Annotated in this window: 14 protein-coding genes; 6 read left to right on the forward strand and 8 right to left on the reverse strand. The window is 72.7% G+C overall.

Annotation, left to right across the window (positions count from 1 at the left end):
* Positions 1-1,043, reverse strand: a 1,043-nt coding sequence (gene coaBC / locus ACESL7_RS05075) for a bifunctional phosphopantothenoylcysteine decarboxylase/phosphopantothenate--cysteine ligase CoaBC (RefSeq protein ID WP_372892089.1), incomplete at its 3' end; no start/stop codon positions are given.
* A 52-nt stretch (positions 1,044-1,095) separates the two neighbouring features.
* Here coaBC and ACESL7_RS05080 point away from each other — a divergent pair.
* Positions 1,096-1,584, forward strand: a complete 489-nt coding sequence (locus ACESL7_RS05080) for an SRPBCC family protein (protein ID WP_372892091.1) — start codon at positions 1,096-1,098, stop codon at positions 1,582-1,584.
* Here ACESL7_RS05080 and ACESL7_RS05085 read toward each other — a convergent pair.
* The gene (locus ACESL7_RS05085; protein WP_372892093.1) at positions 1,535-2,341 is read right to left on the reverse strand and encodes a ChaN family lipoprotein; all 807 of its coding nucleotides are present in this window, start codon (positions 2,339-2,341) and stop codon (positions 1,535-1,537) included. The genes ACESL7_RS05080 and ACESL7_RS05085 overlap by 50 nt on opposite strands.
* Positions 2,338-3,216, reverse strand: coding sequence for an RNA polymerase factor sigma-32 (locus ACESL7_RS05090; protein ID WP_372892095.1), 879 nt, complete (start codon positions 3,214-3,216; stop codon positions 2,338-2,340). Before ACESL7_RS05090 ends, ACESL7_RS05085 begins: the two co-directional genes overlap by 4 nt.
* A 281-nt stretch (positions 3,217-3,497) precedes the next feature.
* Here ACESL7_RS05090 and ACESL7_RS05095 point away from each other — a divergent pair, with 281 nt between their 5' ends.
* The gene (locus ACESL7_RS05095) at positions 3,498-5,012 is read left to right on the forward strand and encodes a YifB family Mg chelatase-like AAA ATPase (protein ID WP_372892097.1); all 1,515 of its coding nucleotides are present in this window, start codon (positions 3,498-3,500) and stop codon (positions 5,010-5,012) included.
* Here the strand turns inward: ACESL7_RS05095 and ACESL7_RS05100 are convergent.
* The 4 genes from ACESL7_RS05100 to rsmI form a co-directional block, all read right to left on the reverse strand.
* Positions 4,982-5,884 (reverse strand): alpha/beta hydrolase, encoded by a 903-nt coding sequence (locus tag ACESL7_RS05100; RefSeq protein ID WP_372892099.1) that lies wholly within the window; start codon positions 5,882-5,884, stop codon positions 4,982-4,984. The two genes, ACESL7_RS05095 and ACESL7_RS05100, sit on opposite strands and share 31 nt — an antisense overlap.
* Positions 5,881-6,822, reverse strand: coding sequence for a glutathione synthase (gshB, locus tag ACESL7_RS05105; protein ID WP_372892101.1), 942 nt, complete (start codon positions 6,820-6,822; stop codon positions 5,881-5,883). The genes ACESL7_RS05100 and gshB overlap by 4 nt, the downstream gene beginning before the upstream one ends.
* A gap of 71 nt (positions 6,823-6,893) precedes the next feature.
* Positions 6,894-7,313, reverse strand: coding sequence for a YraN family protein (locus tag ACESL7_RS05110; RefSeq protein ID WP_372892103.1), 420 nt, complete (start codon positions 7,311-7,313; stop codon positions 6,894-6,896).
* Complete coding sequence (gene rsmI / locus ACESL7_RS05115) at positions 7,294-8,184, reverse strand: 16S rRNA (cytidine(1402)-2'-O)-methyltransferase (protein WP_372892105.1); 891 nt, start codon at positions 8,182-8,184, stop codon at positions 7,294-7,296. The genes ACESL7_RS05110 and rsmI overlap by 20 nt, the downstream gene beginning before the upstream one ends.
* Before the next feature lie 100 nt (positions 8,185-8,284).
* On the opposite strand from rsmI, the gene ACESL7_RS05120 reads away from it, so the two are divergent.
* The 3 genes from ACESL7_RS05120 to murJ all read left to right on the forward strand — a co-directional run bounded on the left by ACESL7_RS05120 (position 8,285) and on the right by murJ (position 13,920).
* Positions 8,285-9,469 (forward strand): penicillin-binding protein activator, encoded by a 1,185-nt coding sequence (locus ACESL7_RS05120; protein WP_372892107.1) that lies wholly within the window; start codon positions 8,285-8,287, stop codon positions 9,467-9,469.
* Positions 9,456-12,239: a [protein-PII] uridylyltransferase gene (locus ACESL7_RS05125; RefSeq protein WP_372892109.1), complete on the forward strand. Its 2,784-nt coding sequence runs from the start codon at positions 9,456-9,458 to the stop codon at positions 12,237-12,239. Before ACESL7_RS05120 ends, ACESL7_RS05125 begins: the two co-directional genes overlap by 14 nt.
* A 136-nt stretch (positions 12,240-12,375) precedes the next feature.
* Positions 12,376-13,920, forward strand: a complete 1,545-nt coding sequence (murJ, locus tag ACESL7_RS05130; protein WP_372892111.1) for a murein biosynthesis integral membrane protein MurJ — start codon at positions 12,376-12,378, stop codon at positions 13,918-13,920.
* A 3-nt stretch (positions 13,921-13,923) separates the two neighbouring features.
* On the opposite strand, the gene ACESL7_RS05135 is transcribed toward murJ, so the two are convergent.
* Positions 13,924-14,610, reverse strand: a complete 687-nt coding sequence (locus ACESL7_RS05135; RefSeq protein ID WP_372892113.1) for a rhomboid family intramembrane serine protease — start codon at positions 14,608-14,610, stop codon at positions 13,924-13,926.
* Positions 14,611-14,692: 82 nt separating this feature from the next.
* Here ACESL7_RS05135 and trpS point away from each other — a divergent pair.
* Positions 14,693-15,315, forward strand: a 623-nt coding sequence (gene trpS / locus ACESL7_RS05140) for a tryptophan--tRNA ligase (protein ID WP_372892115.1), incomplete at its 3' end; no start/stop codon positions are given.

Below are 15,315 nucleotides of genomic sequence, written 5' to 3' on the forward strand. Positions count from 1 at the left end.
ACGATCCAGTCGCAGCCCTTGCGCGCGCGCTTGGCGGTGGCGTTGGCGACGACGTCCTGCGTCTCGGCGGCGAAGCCCACGACAAGGGCCGGCCGCCCGTCCCCGCGCCCCGCGACACGGGCGAGGATGTCGGGGTTCTCCGCGAAGGCGAGGCGCGGCATCTCGCCGCCCGGCGTCTTCTTGAGCTTCTGCGCGGCCGCGTCCTCCACCCGCCAGTCGGCGACCGCCGCGGCGCAGACGGCGGCGTCGGCCGGCAGCGCGGCCTCGACCGCGGCGGCCATCTCCTCGGCGGTCTCGACGGGCACGACCTCCACGCCCTCCGGCGGCGGCACGGCGGCCGGCCCGGTGACGAAAACCACATGCGCCCCGAGCGCGGCGAGCGCGCGGGCGAGCGCGGTGCCCTGCACACCGGAAGAGCGATTGGCGATGTAGCGCACCGGGTCGATCGGCTCATGCGTGGGGCCGGAGGTGACCACGATCCGCCGCCCCGAGAGCGGCCCTTCGCCGAGCGCCGCCTCGATCGCGGCGAGGATCTCGCCCGGCTCGGCCATGCGGCCGGGGCCGTATTCGCCGCAGGCCATGTCGCCTTCTTCCGGCCCGACGAAGCGGAGGCCGTCGCCGCGCAGCGTGGCCGCGTTGCGACGGGTGGCGGGATGCTCCCACATCCGCACGTTCATCGCGGGCGCGACCAGCACCGGCGTGTCGGTGGCCAGCAGCAATGTCGAGGCGAGGTCGCCGGCCTGGCCCTGGGCCATCTTCGCCATCAGATCCGCCGTCGCCGGCGCCACAACGATCAGATCGGCCACCCGCGAAAGCTGGATATGGCCCATCTCCGCCTCGTCGGTGAGGTCGAAGAGCGCGCGATAGACCTTCTCCCCGGCGAGGGCGGAGACCGAGAGCGGCGTGACGAACTCCTCCGCTGCGCGGGTCATCACGGGCGTGACGCTGGCGCCGCGTTCGCGCAGACGCCGGATCAGGTCCAACGCCTTGAACGCGGCGATGCCGCCGCCGATGATCAAGAGGATTCGCCTGCTCGCCAGCATCGTCCGTCTCCTGCCACGCCGCCCTACCTAGCCCCGGACCACGGACAGAACAATGTCGCACCGCTCGATCGCGCTCAGCACGCATCTGCCGGCTTCGCCCGACGAGGTCTGGGAGTTCGCCATGCAGTCGGCGACGCTCCACCACGTCGCCGCGCCGCTCCTGCGGTTCGAGGCGGAGGGACCGCCCCTGCCCCGGCGCTGGCGCGAGGGGGCGTGGCGCGTCCAGTTGCGCGGGCCGCTCGGCCTGCCGCTCGGCTGGCAGGAGATCCGCGTGAGCTTCCCGGACGCCCCGCCGCCGCTGCTCCGGATCCGCGACGAGGGGTGCGGCGCGTTGACGCGCCGCTGGGACCACTTGATCGAGATCGCGCCGGACGGCGACGGCACTCGCTACACCGACACCGTCGAGATCGAGGCGGGCGCGCTCACGCCCCTCGTCGCTCTCGCTGCGCGGGGCCTTTATGCCCACCGTCAGCGGCGCTGGCGGCGCATGCTCAGTTCTGGAAGGCCGCGCAGGGATCCGGGCGCTCGGCCTCCGGCGTGACGAGCCAGAGGTCGTAGGGCGCCTCTTCCCCGGGCGCGCTTTCCAGCTGACCGATCGAGAGGACCGAGACGTCAGGCGCCGCATGGGCAAGCTTGTCCGGCACGCCCCAGTCGGTGCGCGCATGACCGTTTCCGGTGATCACGACGACCGGGCCGCCCGTCTCCTCGGACGCGGCGAGCGCTGCGCGGGCGAGGGCGGCATCGCGCACGCGCTGGGCGCGGACCATGCCGGGCATCATCTCCTCGGGCATGGCGTTGCAATGCGCCTCGGCCTGCATCTCTTCACGGCGGCCTTGCTGCGCCTCGGGCAGCGGCTGATCGAGGCCCCATCGCGCGGCGTCCACGGGCAGCTCGCCCTCGCCGCGCACGACGTCGCGCAGCGCGTCGCGCGGCACCGCGGCGCCGTGGACCTGCGCCTCCGGCGCGGCGGCGAAGATCGGCGCGTAAAGGCTGAAATCGGGCCAGCCGCTCTCGGCCCAGCCGAGCGCCTCGCCCAGCGCATCGGGCTCGGTCATGAGCTCGGGCGTGGCGCGTGCCGCCTGGTCCTCGGTCAGCATCTCGAAGACCAGCGCGGCAGGCGCGAGCGCCTCCACCGCGGCCGCCTGGTTGTCGTGGTGGTGCGGGTTGTCGTGCACCTCGCCGAGGATCACGACATCGGCCTCCGGAAGTGCGCCGAGCGCATCGCGGTCGATGCGCTCTGCCGTGGCGGGCGCGGCCGCGAGCACGGCCGCGGCGAGGGCGATCAGGGCCGTCTTCATGCGAGCAGCGCGTGCACCTCGCGCGACTGGGTCTCCAGCGTGCGCCGCATCTTCTGGAAGGCCGCCGCCTCGAGCTGGCGCACGCGCTCCTTCGAGAGACCGAGCTCGTCGCCGAGGCTTTCGAGCGTGCGGGGATCCTCGCGCAGCTTGCGCTCGCGCACGATGAAGCGCTCGCGCGCGTTCAGGACGTTCAGCGCCTCGACCAGCCATTGACGCAGCTGCTCCATGTCGTGGTCACGCTCGACCAGGTCGGAGGCCTGCACGCCCTCGTCCTCGAGCGTCTCGATCCACTCGCGCCCCTCGTCCTCGGCCGATTGCGTGGCGTTGAGCGAGAAGTCCGAGCCCGAGAGCCGGCCCTCCATCATCTCGACATCGGCGAGCGGCACGCCCACTTCGGTCGAGATCAGTTGGTGCAGCTGGTGGCGGTCGAGCTCCACGCCCTGCTGCGACGCCTCCCGCTCGAGCCGGGCCTGCACGCGGCGCATGTTGAAGAACAGCGACTTCTGGCTGGAGGTCGATCCGGTGCGCACCATCGACCAGTTGCGCATCACGTAGTCCTGGATCGAGGCCTTGATCCACCAGACCGCGTAGGTCGAGAAGCGCACGCCGCGGTCCGGGTCGAACTTGTCCGCCGCCTTCATCAGGCCGAGGCCCGCCTCCTGGATGAGGTCGTTCATCGGCGCGCCGTAGCGCTTGAACTTCGCCGCCATGGAAATGGCGAGGCGCATGTAGGCCGTGATGAGCCGGTGCAGCGCGGCTTCATCGCGGTGATCGCGCCAGGCGTAGGCAAGCTTGAGCTCGGTCTCGGCATCGAGAAGCTCCGCCTTCATGGCGTGACGCGACAGGCTGGTATCGGTTTGCGAATCGAGGGCCATGATCTCTCCGCTGTCTCGGTCGGCGCCAAGACGGCGCCTTTATAAACGATACGGCGGTCAGCGGGTTCCGGATCACTCGACCTGCACGCGATGACAGCCTGCCGCACCCTTACGCGGCGGCGCCAGCCCGTCGCGGCCATTGTATAGCGCGGTTTCCTTGACGCGACCTTGACGCGGCCCCGCGCGATCACGGTTTCGTCACCGCGCAGTCCGGGGCGTCGTTAACCCTTCGTGAACCATGCGCGGGCCAGGGTGGCGCGATCGTTTCTTCCGGGGTCGCGATGGTCGCACGCGCCTATACAGTGGCGTTCGAGGGCGTGGAGGCCCGCACCGTCGAAGTGCAATGCGCCGTCACTCCCGGCACGCCCGGGTTTTCCATCGTGGGGCTGCCCGACAAGGCGGTGAGCGAGGCGCGGGACCGCGTGCGCGGCGCATTGACCGCGCTTGCCATCGCGTTGCCCTCGAAGCGGATCACCGTGAACCTCGCGCCCGCCGACCTGCCGAAGGAGGGTTCGCATCTCGACCTGCCGATCGCGCTCGCGCTGCTCGCCGCGCTCGAGATCCTGCCGGCCGACGCGGCGGAGACGACCGTGGCGCTGGGCGAGCTTTCGCTCGACGGCACGCTGGCGCCGGTCGTCGGCGCGCTCCCGGCCGCCATGGCCGCGGCAGAGGCCGGGCGGGCGCTGCTCTGTCCGCGCGCCTCGGCCTCCGAGGCGGCCTGGGTCGGCGACACGCAGGTGATCGGCGCGACCGGCCTCGGCGAGGTGGTGCGCCACTACACCGGGCAGGCCCCCATCGCGCCGGCCGAGCCGGGCGAGGTCACGCGCGAGGTCGCGGCCCGCGACCTGCGCGACGTGAAGGGGCAGGAGCGCGCCAAGCGCGCGCTCGAGATCGCGGCGGCGGGGCGGCATCACCTGCTGATGGTCGGCACGCCGGGCTCCGGCAAGTCGATGCTCGCCGCGCGGATGCCCGGGCTGTTGCCGCCGCTCACGCCGGCCGAGGCGCTGGAGACCTCGATGATCCACTCGCTCGCCGGGCTCATGGACGAGGGCGGCATCAGCCGCACGCGCCCCTTCCGCGAGCCGCATCACACCGCCTCGATGGCCGCGATCGTGGGCGGCGGCAAGGGCGCGAAGCCGGGCGAGATCAGCCTCGCGCACAACGGCGTGCTCTTCCTCGACGAGCTGCCCGAGTTCCCGCGCGCCGTGCTCGAGACGCTGCGCCAGCCGATCGAGACGGGCGAGGTCATGGTCGCGCGCGCCAACGCGCATGTCCGCTACCCCTGCCGCTTCCTGCTGCTCGCGGCAGCGAACCCCTGCCGCTGCGGGTATCTCTCGGACGCGGCGCGCGCCTGCGCCCGCGCGCCCGGCTGCGGGGAGGAGTACCTCGGCCGCATCTCCGGCCCGCTGATGGACCGCTTCGACCTGCGGGTGGAGGTGCCGCCCGTGGCCTTCACCGATCTCGATCTGCCCGCGTCGGGCGAGAGCTCGACCGAGGTCGCCGCGCGCGTGGCCGCCGCCCGCGCGGCGCAGGAGGCACGCTTCGCCGGCCAGCCGGCGCTCCGACAGAATGCCGACGCCGAAGGCACCGCGCTCGCCGAAGCGGCGACACCGGACGCCGAGGGCCGCGAGGTGCTGACCCGCGTGGCCGAGCGCATCGGGCTCTCGGCGCGGGGCTATCACCGGGTGCTGCGCGTCGCGCGCACCATCGCCGATCTCGACGGGGCCGAGACGGTGCGTCGGCCGCATGTCGCCGAGGCGGTGAGCTATCGCCTCGTCTCGGCGAAGGCGCTCTGAACGAACCCGCCCGCGCGACGGAGCGCGTCGCGCGCCTCCGGCAGCCAGCCGTCGAGCATCTGCCAGACGTGCGGGGCGGCCTCCCACAGGTCGAGCGTCACGCGCCCGCCCGCGCCGCGCAGCTTCGTCGCCATGCGCTGCGCGTCGTCGCGCAGGATCTCGGTCCGGCCCGCCTGGATCAGAACGGGCGGCGGCGCGGGAAAGGGCGCGAAGAGCGGAGAGAGGCGCGGGTCGCGCCGGTCGGCCTCCGGCGCGACGATATCGACCAGTTCCTTGACACGGCTTGCCGGCAGGAGCGGGTCCGCCTGCGCGTTCCGAGCGAGCGACTCTCCCGAGAGCGTCAGGTCGGTCCAGGGCGAGAAGAGAACGGCCGCGCACGGCCGCTCCCCGGCGCGAAGCCGCGCGGAGAGGAGCGCGAGCGCGAGCCCGCCGCCCGCGCTGTCGCCGCCGAGCACGATGTCGCCGGGGCTGTAGCCGATCTGTCGCAGCCGGGCCCAGGCGGCCTCGGCATCCTGATAGGCCGCGGGAAACGGCGCCGCGGGGGCGAGGCGGTAGTCGGGCGCGCAGACCTCGACGCCCGCGCAGGCCGAGAGGCGCCCGAGCATCCCGCGGTGGGTGCGCGGGCTGCCCGCGACATAGGCGCCGCCGTGGAACCAGAGGAGCGCACGGCGCGGCGCGACCGGCCCCGCCGAGAGCCAGACGAGCGGCGGCGCGCCGTCGCGCCGGATCTCGCGCAGATGGGGCGGGCGGCGGAAGAGCGGCGCGATCCGTTCGAAGTCGCGCCGCGCCCGCTCGGGCGTGCCGGTGCGCGCGAGCGCGGGCTTGACGAGCGCGCGCAGCGCGAGGTTCGTGAGCGCGAGGCGTCGGCTCATCGCCCGGCGCGCCGCGCCTCGATCGCTTCCCAGACACGGGCGGCGACGTTCGCGCCGTCGAAGCGCTCGAGCTCCTGCAGCCCGGTGGGCGAGGTCACGTTGATCTCCGTGAGGCAATCGCCGATCACGTCGATCCCGACGAAGAGCTGCCCCTTGTCGCGCAGGCGCGGTCCGATCCGGTCGCAGATCTCGCGGTCGCGGTCGGTGAGCGCGGAAGGCTCGGCCCGGCCGCCCACGTGCATGTTCGAGCGCGTCTCGCCCGCCGCGGGCACGCGGTTGATCGCGCCGACCGGGGCGCCGTCCACGAGCAGCACGCGCTTGTCGCCCTGCCCCACCGCCGGCAGGAATTTCTGCACGATGAGCGGCTCGCGCGAGAAGCCGGTGAAAAGTTCGTGCAGCGCCGAGAGATTGCGGTCGTTCGCGTCGAGCCGGAAGACCCCGGCGCCGCCGTTGCCGTAGAGCGGCTTCAGGATGACGTCGCCGTGGCGCGCCTTGAAGGCGCGGATCGTGTCCAGATCGCGGGCGATGGTGGTGGGCGGCGTGAGCTCGGGGAAGTCGAGCACGAGAAGCTTTTCCGGAAAGTTGCGCACCCAGAAGGGATCGTTGACCACCAGCGTCGTCTCCGCGAGCCGCTGCAGCAGATGCGTCGTGGTGATGTAATGCATGTCGAAGGGCGGGTCCTGCCGGAGCCAGACCACGTCGAACTCCGCGAGATCGACATGCGTCTCCGCGCCCAACCGGGCGTGGTCGCCCGCGACCCGCTGCACGCGCAGCGGCCGGCCCCGCGCGGTGATCCGCCCCTCCTCGTAGGCGAGGTGATCCGGCGTGTAGTAGAAAAGCTCGTGTCCGCGCGCCTGAGCTTCCTCGGCGAGGCGAAAGGTTGTGTCGGCGTCGATGTCGATCGCGCCGATCGGATCCATCTGAATGGCGACCTTCATGGGCGTCTCCCGCGGTGAGCGCGCCCTTCATGGCGCAGCCCGGCGGCGGGCGCAATCGGCCCGCGCGGGCCTCACCAGTCGAGGCCGAAGGCGTTCTCGATCACGCGGACGTCGCCGCGGCCGTCCACGAGGGCCAGATCGAAGCGCATCTCGGACAGGAGCCCCGCCGGCTCGCCGCCCGCGAACTCCTCCGCAGCCGCGCACAGGCGATCCATCTGGCGCCGGCCGAGCCGCGCCGCTGCCGCGTCGAAACTCGCCGCCGCCTTGACCTCCACGAAGACGAGGCACGCACCCTCGCGGACGACGAGGTCGATCTCTCCTGCCGCGCCACGCCAGCGCCGCGCGGCCACCTGCCGGCCGGCGCGGGCGTAATGGCGCGCCACGCTCTCTTCCGCCGCATGCCCGGAGAGATAGGCCGTCCGCCCACGGCGCGCGCGATCTCCGCCTGCCGCGGGCCGCGTCCCGACCCCCTCAATCGTCGTCACCGTCATCCGCGCCCTCCTGCCGCGCCTGCGCCAGCGCCATCTGATACACCTTGCGCCGCGGCAGCCCGGTCGCCGCCGCGACCTCAGCCGCGGCATCGCGCACCGATCCCCCGTGCAACGCCTGCTCAAGAAGGCTCTCTACATCCGAATCGCTAACACTTTCCGAATCGCCGGGGCCGATCAGCGCCACGATCTCGCCCTTCGGCGTGGCCTCGGCGGCGAAGGCCTCGGCCAACTCGCCGAGCGCACCGCGGCGCACGGTCTCGAAACGCTTGGTCAGTTCCCGGCAGACGGCGGCGGGGCGGTCCGCTCCCAGCACCTCGGCCGCCGCGGCGAGCGTGGCCGCGAGCCGGCGCGGCGATTCGTAGAGCGCGAGCGTGCCGGGCACGCCGCGCAGCGCCTCGAGCGCGCGGCGCCGCGGACCCGCCGCCGACGGCAGGAACCCCGAGAAATGGACGGCATCCGTCGGCAGACCGCCCACCGCGAGCGCGGCGAGGAGCGCCGAGGCCCCGGGCACCGCCGTCACGCCGTGGCCCTCCGCCGCCGCCGCCTGCACCAGCGCGTAGCCCGGATCGGCCAGAAGCGGCGTGCCCGCCTCCGCGGCATAGGCCACGGAGCGCCCGTCGGCCAGCGCCGCGAGAAGCCGCGGCCGCATCGCCGGCCCGTTGTGGTCGTGATAGGCGAGCACGCGCCGCCCGGCGAGCGGGATGCCGTGGATCTGCATGAGCCGGCGCAGGCTCCGCGTGTCCTCGGCGGCGAGCACCTCGGCATCGCGCAGCACGTCGAGCGCGCGCAGCGTGATATCGCGCGCGTTGCCGATGGGCACCGAAACGAGGTAAAGCCCCGGTGCAAGTTCGGCATTGTCGGGATTCGGCACTGGACCCGCCTCGTCTCGTGGCTATGATCGGCCGCGACCACAGGCCGAAGGCCAAGAGGCGGGGGAGGCCCTGCCGCCGGCCCTGACCGAAGGAAGCGCCATGTTCGCCCGTTTCGCCCTGCCCCGCAAGCCGATCGCCCGTGCCTCCGCCATGCTTTCGCTCGTCGGGGCGCTGGCCGCCTGCGCCCCCGGCTCCGTCGACCTGCCCGAGGTGGGCGCGGCCCGGCCCGCGGATGCGGGGCGCGAGATTCCGGTGGCGCTGCTTCTGCCGCGAAGCGCCGAGGGGGCGGGGACGGTGGCGCGCGACCTCGAGAATGCCGCGCGCCTCGCGGTCTCGGACCTCGACGGGGTGGCGGTGGACCTGCGCGTCTACGACACCGCCGGCACGGAGGCCGGCGCGACCGAAGCCGCGCAACGCGCGGCGGACGCGGGCGCGGACATCATCCTCGGACCGCTCTTCGCGGATGCGGCCAACGCCGCCGCCGTCGCGGTCGCCGAGGACCGCCTGAACGTGTTGAGCTTCTCGAACAATACCGCCGTCGCCGGGGGGAACCTCTTCGTCCTCGGCCGAACCTTCGAGAACACCGCCGACCGGCTCGCAGGCCACGCCGCGCGGAACGGGCGGAACACTCTCGTGGTGGTGCACCCCGAGAATGCCGAGGGCCGGCTTGGCCGGCGGGCGATCGAGGCGGCGGCGGCGCGGCACGGTCTCGATGTGGCCGACGTCGTCTCCTTCCCGTTCAGCGAGGACGAGGCCGTCGAGGCGGCAGGGCGTGCCGTCGAGGCGGTCGAGGAGCGGGGGGCGGACTCGGTCTATCTGACCTCGACCGCGGCAGGTGCGCTGCCGCTTCTGGCGCAGCTCCTGCCCGAGCGCGGGCTCGACCCCGAGACAACGCAATACGTCGGCCTCGCACGCTGGGACGTGCCGGCACAGACGCGCAACCTGCCCGGGCTGCAGGGCGGATGGTTCGCCATGCCGGCCGAAGGCACCGATGAGGGGTTCCGCGCCCGCTACGCCGAGACCTACGACAGCCAGCCCCACCCGCTCGCCGGACTGGCCTACGACGGCATCGCCGCCATCGGCGCGCTCGCGGCGCAGGGCGAGCGTGACATGTTCGCCCGGCGCGCGCTGACACAGGCTGCCGGCTTCGAGGGCACCGGGGGCGCCTTCCGCCTGCGCCCGGACGGCACCAACGAGCGTGCACTGGCCGTGGCCACCATCCGCGACGGCGAGGTCGAGATCCTCGATCCGGCGCCGAGACGTTTCCCCGGTGCCGGATTCTGATCCCGTCCTCGCCGCCCCGGCCGGACCCGACGCCGGCCTGATCCGCCCGCCGGAGGAGATCTTCGACGCCGCGGCCTTCGCGCGCGACCTCGACGCGGCCGCGCAGGCAGCGCCCGACGCCGGGGCCCTGCGGCTCGAGGCGGTGCAACTCCTGCGCGCGGCGCGCGAGGCCGGCAACGCCGCCATCGCCGAGGCCTTCCGCGCGCATCCCTTCGAGGCGCGCGCCACGGTGCGCGCCTACGCCTGGCTCACCGACCGGCTCGTGCAGTCGGCCTGGACCGTCGCCACCGCGCGGCTGCATCCCTGCCCCACGCCGACCGAGGGGGAGCGCATCGCCATCCTCGCCGTCGGCGGATATGGCCGCGGCGAGATGGCGCCGCACTCGGACGTCGACCTGCTGTTCCTGTCGCCGTGGAAGATCACCCCCTGGGCCGAGAGCGTGACCGAATCGATGCTCTACATGCTCTGGGACCTGAAGCTGAAGGTGGGCCATGCCTCGCGCACGGTGAAGGACTGCCTGCGCCTCGGCGCGGAGGACATGACGATCCGCACCGCCCTTCTCGAACAGCGCCACCTCTGCGGCACGGCCGCGCTCTCGGCGGAGCTCGACGCGCGGCTGCGCACGGAGCTCTTCGAGGGCAGCGAGCGCGCGTTCATCGAGGCCAAGCTCGAGGAGCGCGACGCGCGCCACGTCAAGCGCGGCGCGCGCTACATGGTCGAACCCAACGTCAAGGAGGGCAAGGGCGGGCTGCGCGACCTGCAGTCGCTCTACTGGATCGCGAAATACGTCCACCACGTCGACAGCGCCGGGGCGCTCGTCGAGCTCGGCGTCTTCACCGCCGAGGAACACGACCGTTTCCGCCGGGCCGAGGCCTTCCTCTGGGCGGTACGCTGCCACATGCACCTGATCGCCGGGCGGGCGGTGGAGCAGCTCAGCTTCGACATGCAGGTGGAGGTGGCCGAGGCGATGGGCTACCGCGACAGCCGCGCGCGGCGCGGCGTCGAGCACTTCATGCAGGCCTATTTCCTGCATGCCACCGCGGTGGGCGACCTGACGCGCATCTTCCTCACCGCGCTCGAGGCCGACCACCGCAAGGGCGCACCGCTCCTGACGCGGCTCTTCCGGCGCACGCCGCGCGTGCGCAAGGGCTACGCGGTGGTGAACGGCCGTCTCGCCGTGGCCGACGAGGCGGCCTTCCTCGCCGACAAGCTCAACCTCCTGCGCCTCTTCGAGGAGGGGCTCAGGACCGGCCTCCTGATCCATCCCGACGCCATGCGCCTGGTGCGGTCGAACCTGCATCTCATCGACGAGGACGTGCGCAGGAGCCGCGAGGGGCAGCGCCTGTTCCTCGACCTCCTGCTCAGGCACGGCAATCCCGAGCGCGCGCTCAGGCGCATGAACGAGCTCGGCGCGCTCGCCGCCTTCCTGCCCGAGTTCGCGCCGGTCGTCGCGATGATGCAGTTCAACATGTACCATCACTACACGGTGGACGAACACACCATCCAGTGCATCGGGCAGCTCGCCCGGATCGAGCGCGGCGAGCTGGACGAAAGCCTTCCCGTCGCCTCGGGCATCCTGCAGAAGGGCGTGAACCGCCGCGTGCTCTACGTCGCGCTCCTCCTGCACGACATCGGCAAGGGCCGGGAGGAGGACCACTCGATCCTCGGCGCGCGCATCGCGCGCCGGGTCGCGCCGCGCCTCGGCCTGAAAAGGGGCGAGGCCGAGACGGTGGAATGGCTGGTGCGCCATCACCTCCTGATGTCCGACATGGCGCAGAAGCGCGACATCGCCGACCCGCGCACCGTGCGCGACTTCGCCAAGGCGGTGCGCACGACCGAGCGGCTCGACCTGCTCACGGTGCTCACCGTCTGCGACATCCGCGGCGTCGGCCCGGGCACCTGGAACAACTGGAAGGCCGCGCTCATCCGCGCGCTCTACCGCCAGACGCGGCGCGCGCTGGATAGCGGCCTCGAGGCCGTCACCCGCGAAAACCGCGAGGCCGAGGCGAAGAAGGCGCTGCGCGCCCGCCTCGCCGACTGGGACGCGGCCGCCGTCCGCCGCGAGCTCGGGCGCCATTATCCGGCCTACTGGCAGGGGCTGCACGTCACCGCGCACGAGGTCTTCGCGCGGCTCCTGCGCGACGTCGATGCGGGCGACATCCGCATCGACCTCCACCCCGACGAGGACCGCGACGCCACGCGCATCTGCTTCGCGCTCGCCGACCACCCCGGCATCTTCTCGCGCCTCGCCGGCGCGCTGGCGCTCGCGGGCGCGAACGTGGTCGACGCGCGCACCTATACCTCCAAGGACGGCTACGCCACGGCGGTCTTCTGGGTGCAGGACGCCGAGGGCGCGCCCTACGAGCGCGAACGCCTGCCGCGGCTCTCGGACACCATCGAGAAGACCCTCAAGGGAGAGGTCATCCCGCGCGAGGCGATCCGGCCCAAGGACAGGCTCAAGAAGCGCGAACGCGCCTTCCGCGTGCCCACCTCCATCACCTTCGACAACGACGGCTCGGACATCTATACCATCGTCGAGGTGGACACCCGCGACCGCCCCGGCCTCCTCTACGACCTGACGCGCGCGCTCGCCGACGCGCATGTCAACATCGCCTCGGCGGTGATCGCCACCTACGGCGAACAGGCGGTCGACAGCTTCTACGTCAAGGACATGTTCGGGCTGAAGTATCACTCCGCCGCCAAGCAGCGCGCGCTCGAGGCGAAGCTCCGCACCGCGATCGAGGCCGGCGCGGCGAGGGCGGAGGGATGACGCCCGCCCGGCCCATCATCTTGGCCGAAATACTCTCGGGGGGTGAATTGGCCGCCAGGCCAAGAGGGGGGCCGACGGCCCCCCTGCTCCCGGCCGCCGCGCGCGCGGCGGCCCCTTCTCCGGGCCCACACCCGCGATGAAGCCCATCCGCCTGATGGCGGGAGTGCTCACCGTCGGCGTCTGGACGCTGGCGAGCCGCGTGCTGGGCTTCGCGCGCGATGCCGCCATCCTCGCGCTTCTCGGCACGGGCCCGCTCTACGAGGCCTATGTCGTCGCCTTCCGCCTGCCCAACATGTTCCGCCGATTCTTCGCCGAGGGCGCCTTCAACACCGCCTTCGTGCCGATGTTCGCCAAGAAGCTCGAGGGCGGCGAGAATGCCGAGGCCTTCGCGCGGGAGGCCTTCGCGGGCCTCGCCGCCGTGCTCCTCGTGCTCACGCTTCTCGCGCAGCTCGCCATGCCGTGGCTGATCTACGCCATGGCGAGCGGCTTCGCGGGGGAGGAGGCCTTCGACCTCTCGGTCGAGTTCGGGCGCATCGCCTTTCCCTACATCCTCTTCATCTCGCTCGCCGCGCTCCTCTCGGGCGTGCTCAACGCCACCGGCCGCTTCGCCGCCGCCGCCGCCGCGCCGGTGCTGCTGAACGTGCTGCTGATCGGCGCGATCGCGGGGGCGCATCTCATGGGCGGCGACGTCGCCCGCGCGCTCGTCTGGGCGATCCCGGTCGCCGGCGTCGCGCAGCTCCTGCTCGTGGGCTGGGCGGCGCGGCGGGCGGGTTTCGCCATGCGCCTCCAGCGCCCGCGCCTCTCGCCCGAGCTCCGGCGGCTCGTGCGCGTCGCGGTACCCGCCGCGCTCGCCGGCGGGGTCGTGCAGATCAACCTCCTCGTGGGCCAGCAGGTGGCGAGCTACTTCGACCGCGCGGTGGGCTGGCTCTACGCCGCCGACCGGCTCTACCAGCTGCCGCTCGGCGTGGTCGGGATCGCCATCGGCATCGTGCTCCTGCCCGATCTCTCGCGCCGGCTGCGCGCGGGCGACGACGCGGGCGGTCGCGAGGCCTTCTCGCGCGCGGGCGAGATCGCGCTCGCGCTCACCATCCCCTGCGCAGTGGCGCTGGTGCTGATCCCGCTGCCCCTCGTCTCGGTCCTCTTCGAGCGCGGGCAGGCGACGGCGGACGACAGCGCGGCGATCGCCGTCGCGGTGGCGATCTACGGGCTCGGCCTGCCCGCCTTCGTGCTGCAGAAGATCCTGCAGCCCCTCTTCTTCGCGCGCGAGGACACGCGCACGCCCTTCCGCTACGCCGTCTGGGCGATGGTCGTGAACGCGCTGCTCGCCGTGGGCCTCGCGCCCCTTCTCGGCTGGATCGCCTCCGCGGTCGCCACCACGGCCGCCGGCTGGGCGCTCGCCGCGATGCTCGCCGTGGGCGGGCGGCGGCTCGGGCCGGTGGCGCGCTTCGACGATCGCTTCCGCGGACGTGTCTGGCGCATCCTCGCCGCCTCGGGCGTCATGGGCGTGGCGCTCTGGGGCCTGGAACTCGCCCTCGGGCCGGTCCTCGGCCTGGGCGGCTGGCGCTGGCTCGCCCTCGCCGCGCTGGTGGGCGGCGGCGCGGCGGTCTACTTCACCGCCGCCCATGTCCTCGGCGCGCTCCGCCTCGGGGAAGTGCGCACCGCGCTCCGCCGCGGCGGCTGAGCCTCAGTCGTGGCGCAGCCGCGCGCGCAACCGCGTCCAGCCGCCCGGGCTCACGAAGACCGACATCAGGAACCCCGTGGCGAAGCCCGCGACATCCGCCACCCAGTCCGGGCGCCCGCCGAAGAGCGCCCCGAAGACGAGCTGAATCCCGAGCAGCACACCGATGAGCATGAAGGCCCGCGCCTGCGTCTCGCCCATCGCGCCGAGCCGCACCCAGAGCAGGTAGGTGAAGGCCCCGATCAGCCCGTAGACGCCCGGAAACGCCCCGATCAGCCAGCCGGGCTCCGGCACCGCCAGGCCGAAGACCGCGGCGCCCGCGATGCCCGGCACCACGAAGACCGCGAGCGTGGCAAGCGCGCCGAAGACCTCGCCCACCATCTTGCCGAGGGCGAGCAGCATCACGCCCGCGAAGAGCGCATGGGTGAAACTGCCGTGCACGAACTGGTAGGTCACGAGGCGGCTCAGATGCTCGAGCGGCCAGCGCCCGGTCTCCACCATCCAGCCCAGGACCGCCCCGTTCATGCCGTAGGTCTCGATCGCCACCGCGCGCCAGCCGACGGCCCCCGGCCCGCCGAGAAGCCCGCGCGCGCCGAGCGAAAACGCCGCCTCCACCGCCACGATCAGCAGGAAAAGCGCCGCCACCACGGGGGGCAGCGGGTTCACCGGGGCCGGATCGCTCTCATCGGACATCGACTGGCCTCGCTCGCTTGACGCTCTCGGCCCCCGTGGGTAAGCGAGCCGCGTTCCGATGACCAGACGGAGTTTGCGGCGCATGTCCCAGGCCGACCCCCTCGCCGGCTTCACGCCGCGCGTCTTCTCGGGCGTCCAGCCCTCGGGCGGGCTCACGCTCGGCAACTACCTCGGCGCGATCAGGCGCTTCGTGGAGATGCAGGAGCAGGGGATCGAGACGATCTACTGCATGGTGGACCTGCACGCGATCACCGTCTGGCAGGACCCCGCGAAGCTCGCCCATGCCACGCGCGAGCTTTGCGCGGGCTTCATCGCCGCCGGCATCGACCCGGAAAGGTCCATCCTCTTCAACCAGAGCCGCGTGCCCGAGCACGCGCAGCTGGCCTGGATCTTCAACTGCGTCGCCCGCATGGGCTGGATGAAGCGCATGACGCAATGGAAGGACAAGGCCGGCAAGAACCAGGAGGAGGCGAGCCTCGGGCTCTTCGCCTACCCGGCGCTGATGGCGGCCGACATCCTCGTCTATCACGCCACGCATGTCCCCGTGGGCGCGGACCAGACGCAGCACCTCGAGCTCACCCGCGACATCGCCGCGAAGTTCAACCACGACTACGGCGTGGACTTCTTCCCGCTGACCGAGTCGGTGATCGAGGGCGCGGCGACGCGCGTGATGAGCCTGCGCGACGGGTCGAGGAAGATGTCGAA

The organism is Rhodosalinus sp., from assembly GCF_041685465.1.
Taxonomy (GTDB): domain Bacteria; phylum Pseudomonadota; class Alphaproteobacteria; order Rhodobacterales; family Rhodobacteraceae; genus Rhodosalinus.

Bases quoted from the DNA above. Each gene is read 5' to 3' on its own strand.
- ACESL7_RS05110 (WP_372892103.1), bottom strand. From the start codon at position 7,313: ATGACGGTGACGACGATTGAGGGGGTCGGGACGCGGCCCGCGGCAGGC.
- ACESL7_RS05090 (WP_372892095.1), bottom strand. From the start codon at position 3,216: ATGGCCCTCGATTCGCAAACCGATACCAGCCTGTCGCGTCACGCCATG.
- ACESL7_RS05120 (WP_372892107.1), top strand. From the start codon at position 8,285: ATGTTCGCCCGTTTCGCCCTGCCCCGCAAGCCGATCGCCCGTGCCTCC.
- gshB (WP_372892101.1), bottom strand. From the start codon at position 6,822: ATGAAGGTCGCCATTCAGATGGATCCGATCGGCGCGATCGACATCGAC.
- ACESL7_RS05100 (WP_372892099.1), bottom strand. From the start codon at position 5,884: ATGAGCCGACGCCTCGCGCTCACGAACCTCGCGCTGCGCGCGCTCGTC.
- ACESL7_RS05080 (WP_372892091.1), top strand. From the start codon at position 1,096: ATGTCGCACCGCTCGATCGCGCTCAGCACGCATCTGCCGGCTTCGCCC.
- ACESL7_RS05095 (WP_372892097.1), top strand. From the start codon at position 3,498: ATGGTCGCACGCGCCTATACAGTGGCGTTCGAGGGCGTGGAGGCCCGC.
- ACESL7_RS05085 (WP_372892093.1), bottom strand. From the start codon at position 2,341: ATGAAGACGGCCCTGATCGCCCTCGCCGCGGCCGTGCTCGCGGCCGCG.
- ACESL7_RS05135 (WP_372892113.1), bottom strand. From the start codon at position 14,610: ATGTCCGATGAGAGCGATCCGGCCCCGGTGAACCCGCTGCCCCCCGTG.
- murJ (WP_372892111.1), top strand. From the start codon at position 12,376: ATGAAGCCCATCCGCCTGATGGCGGGAGTGCTCACCGTCGGCGTCTGG.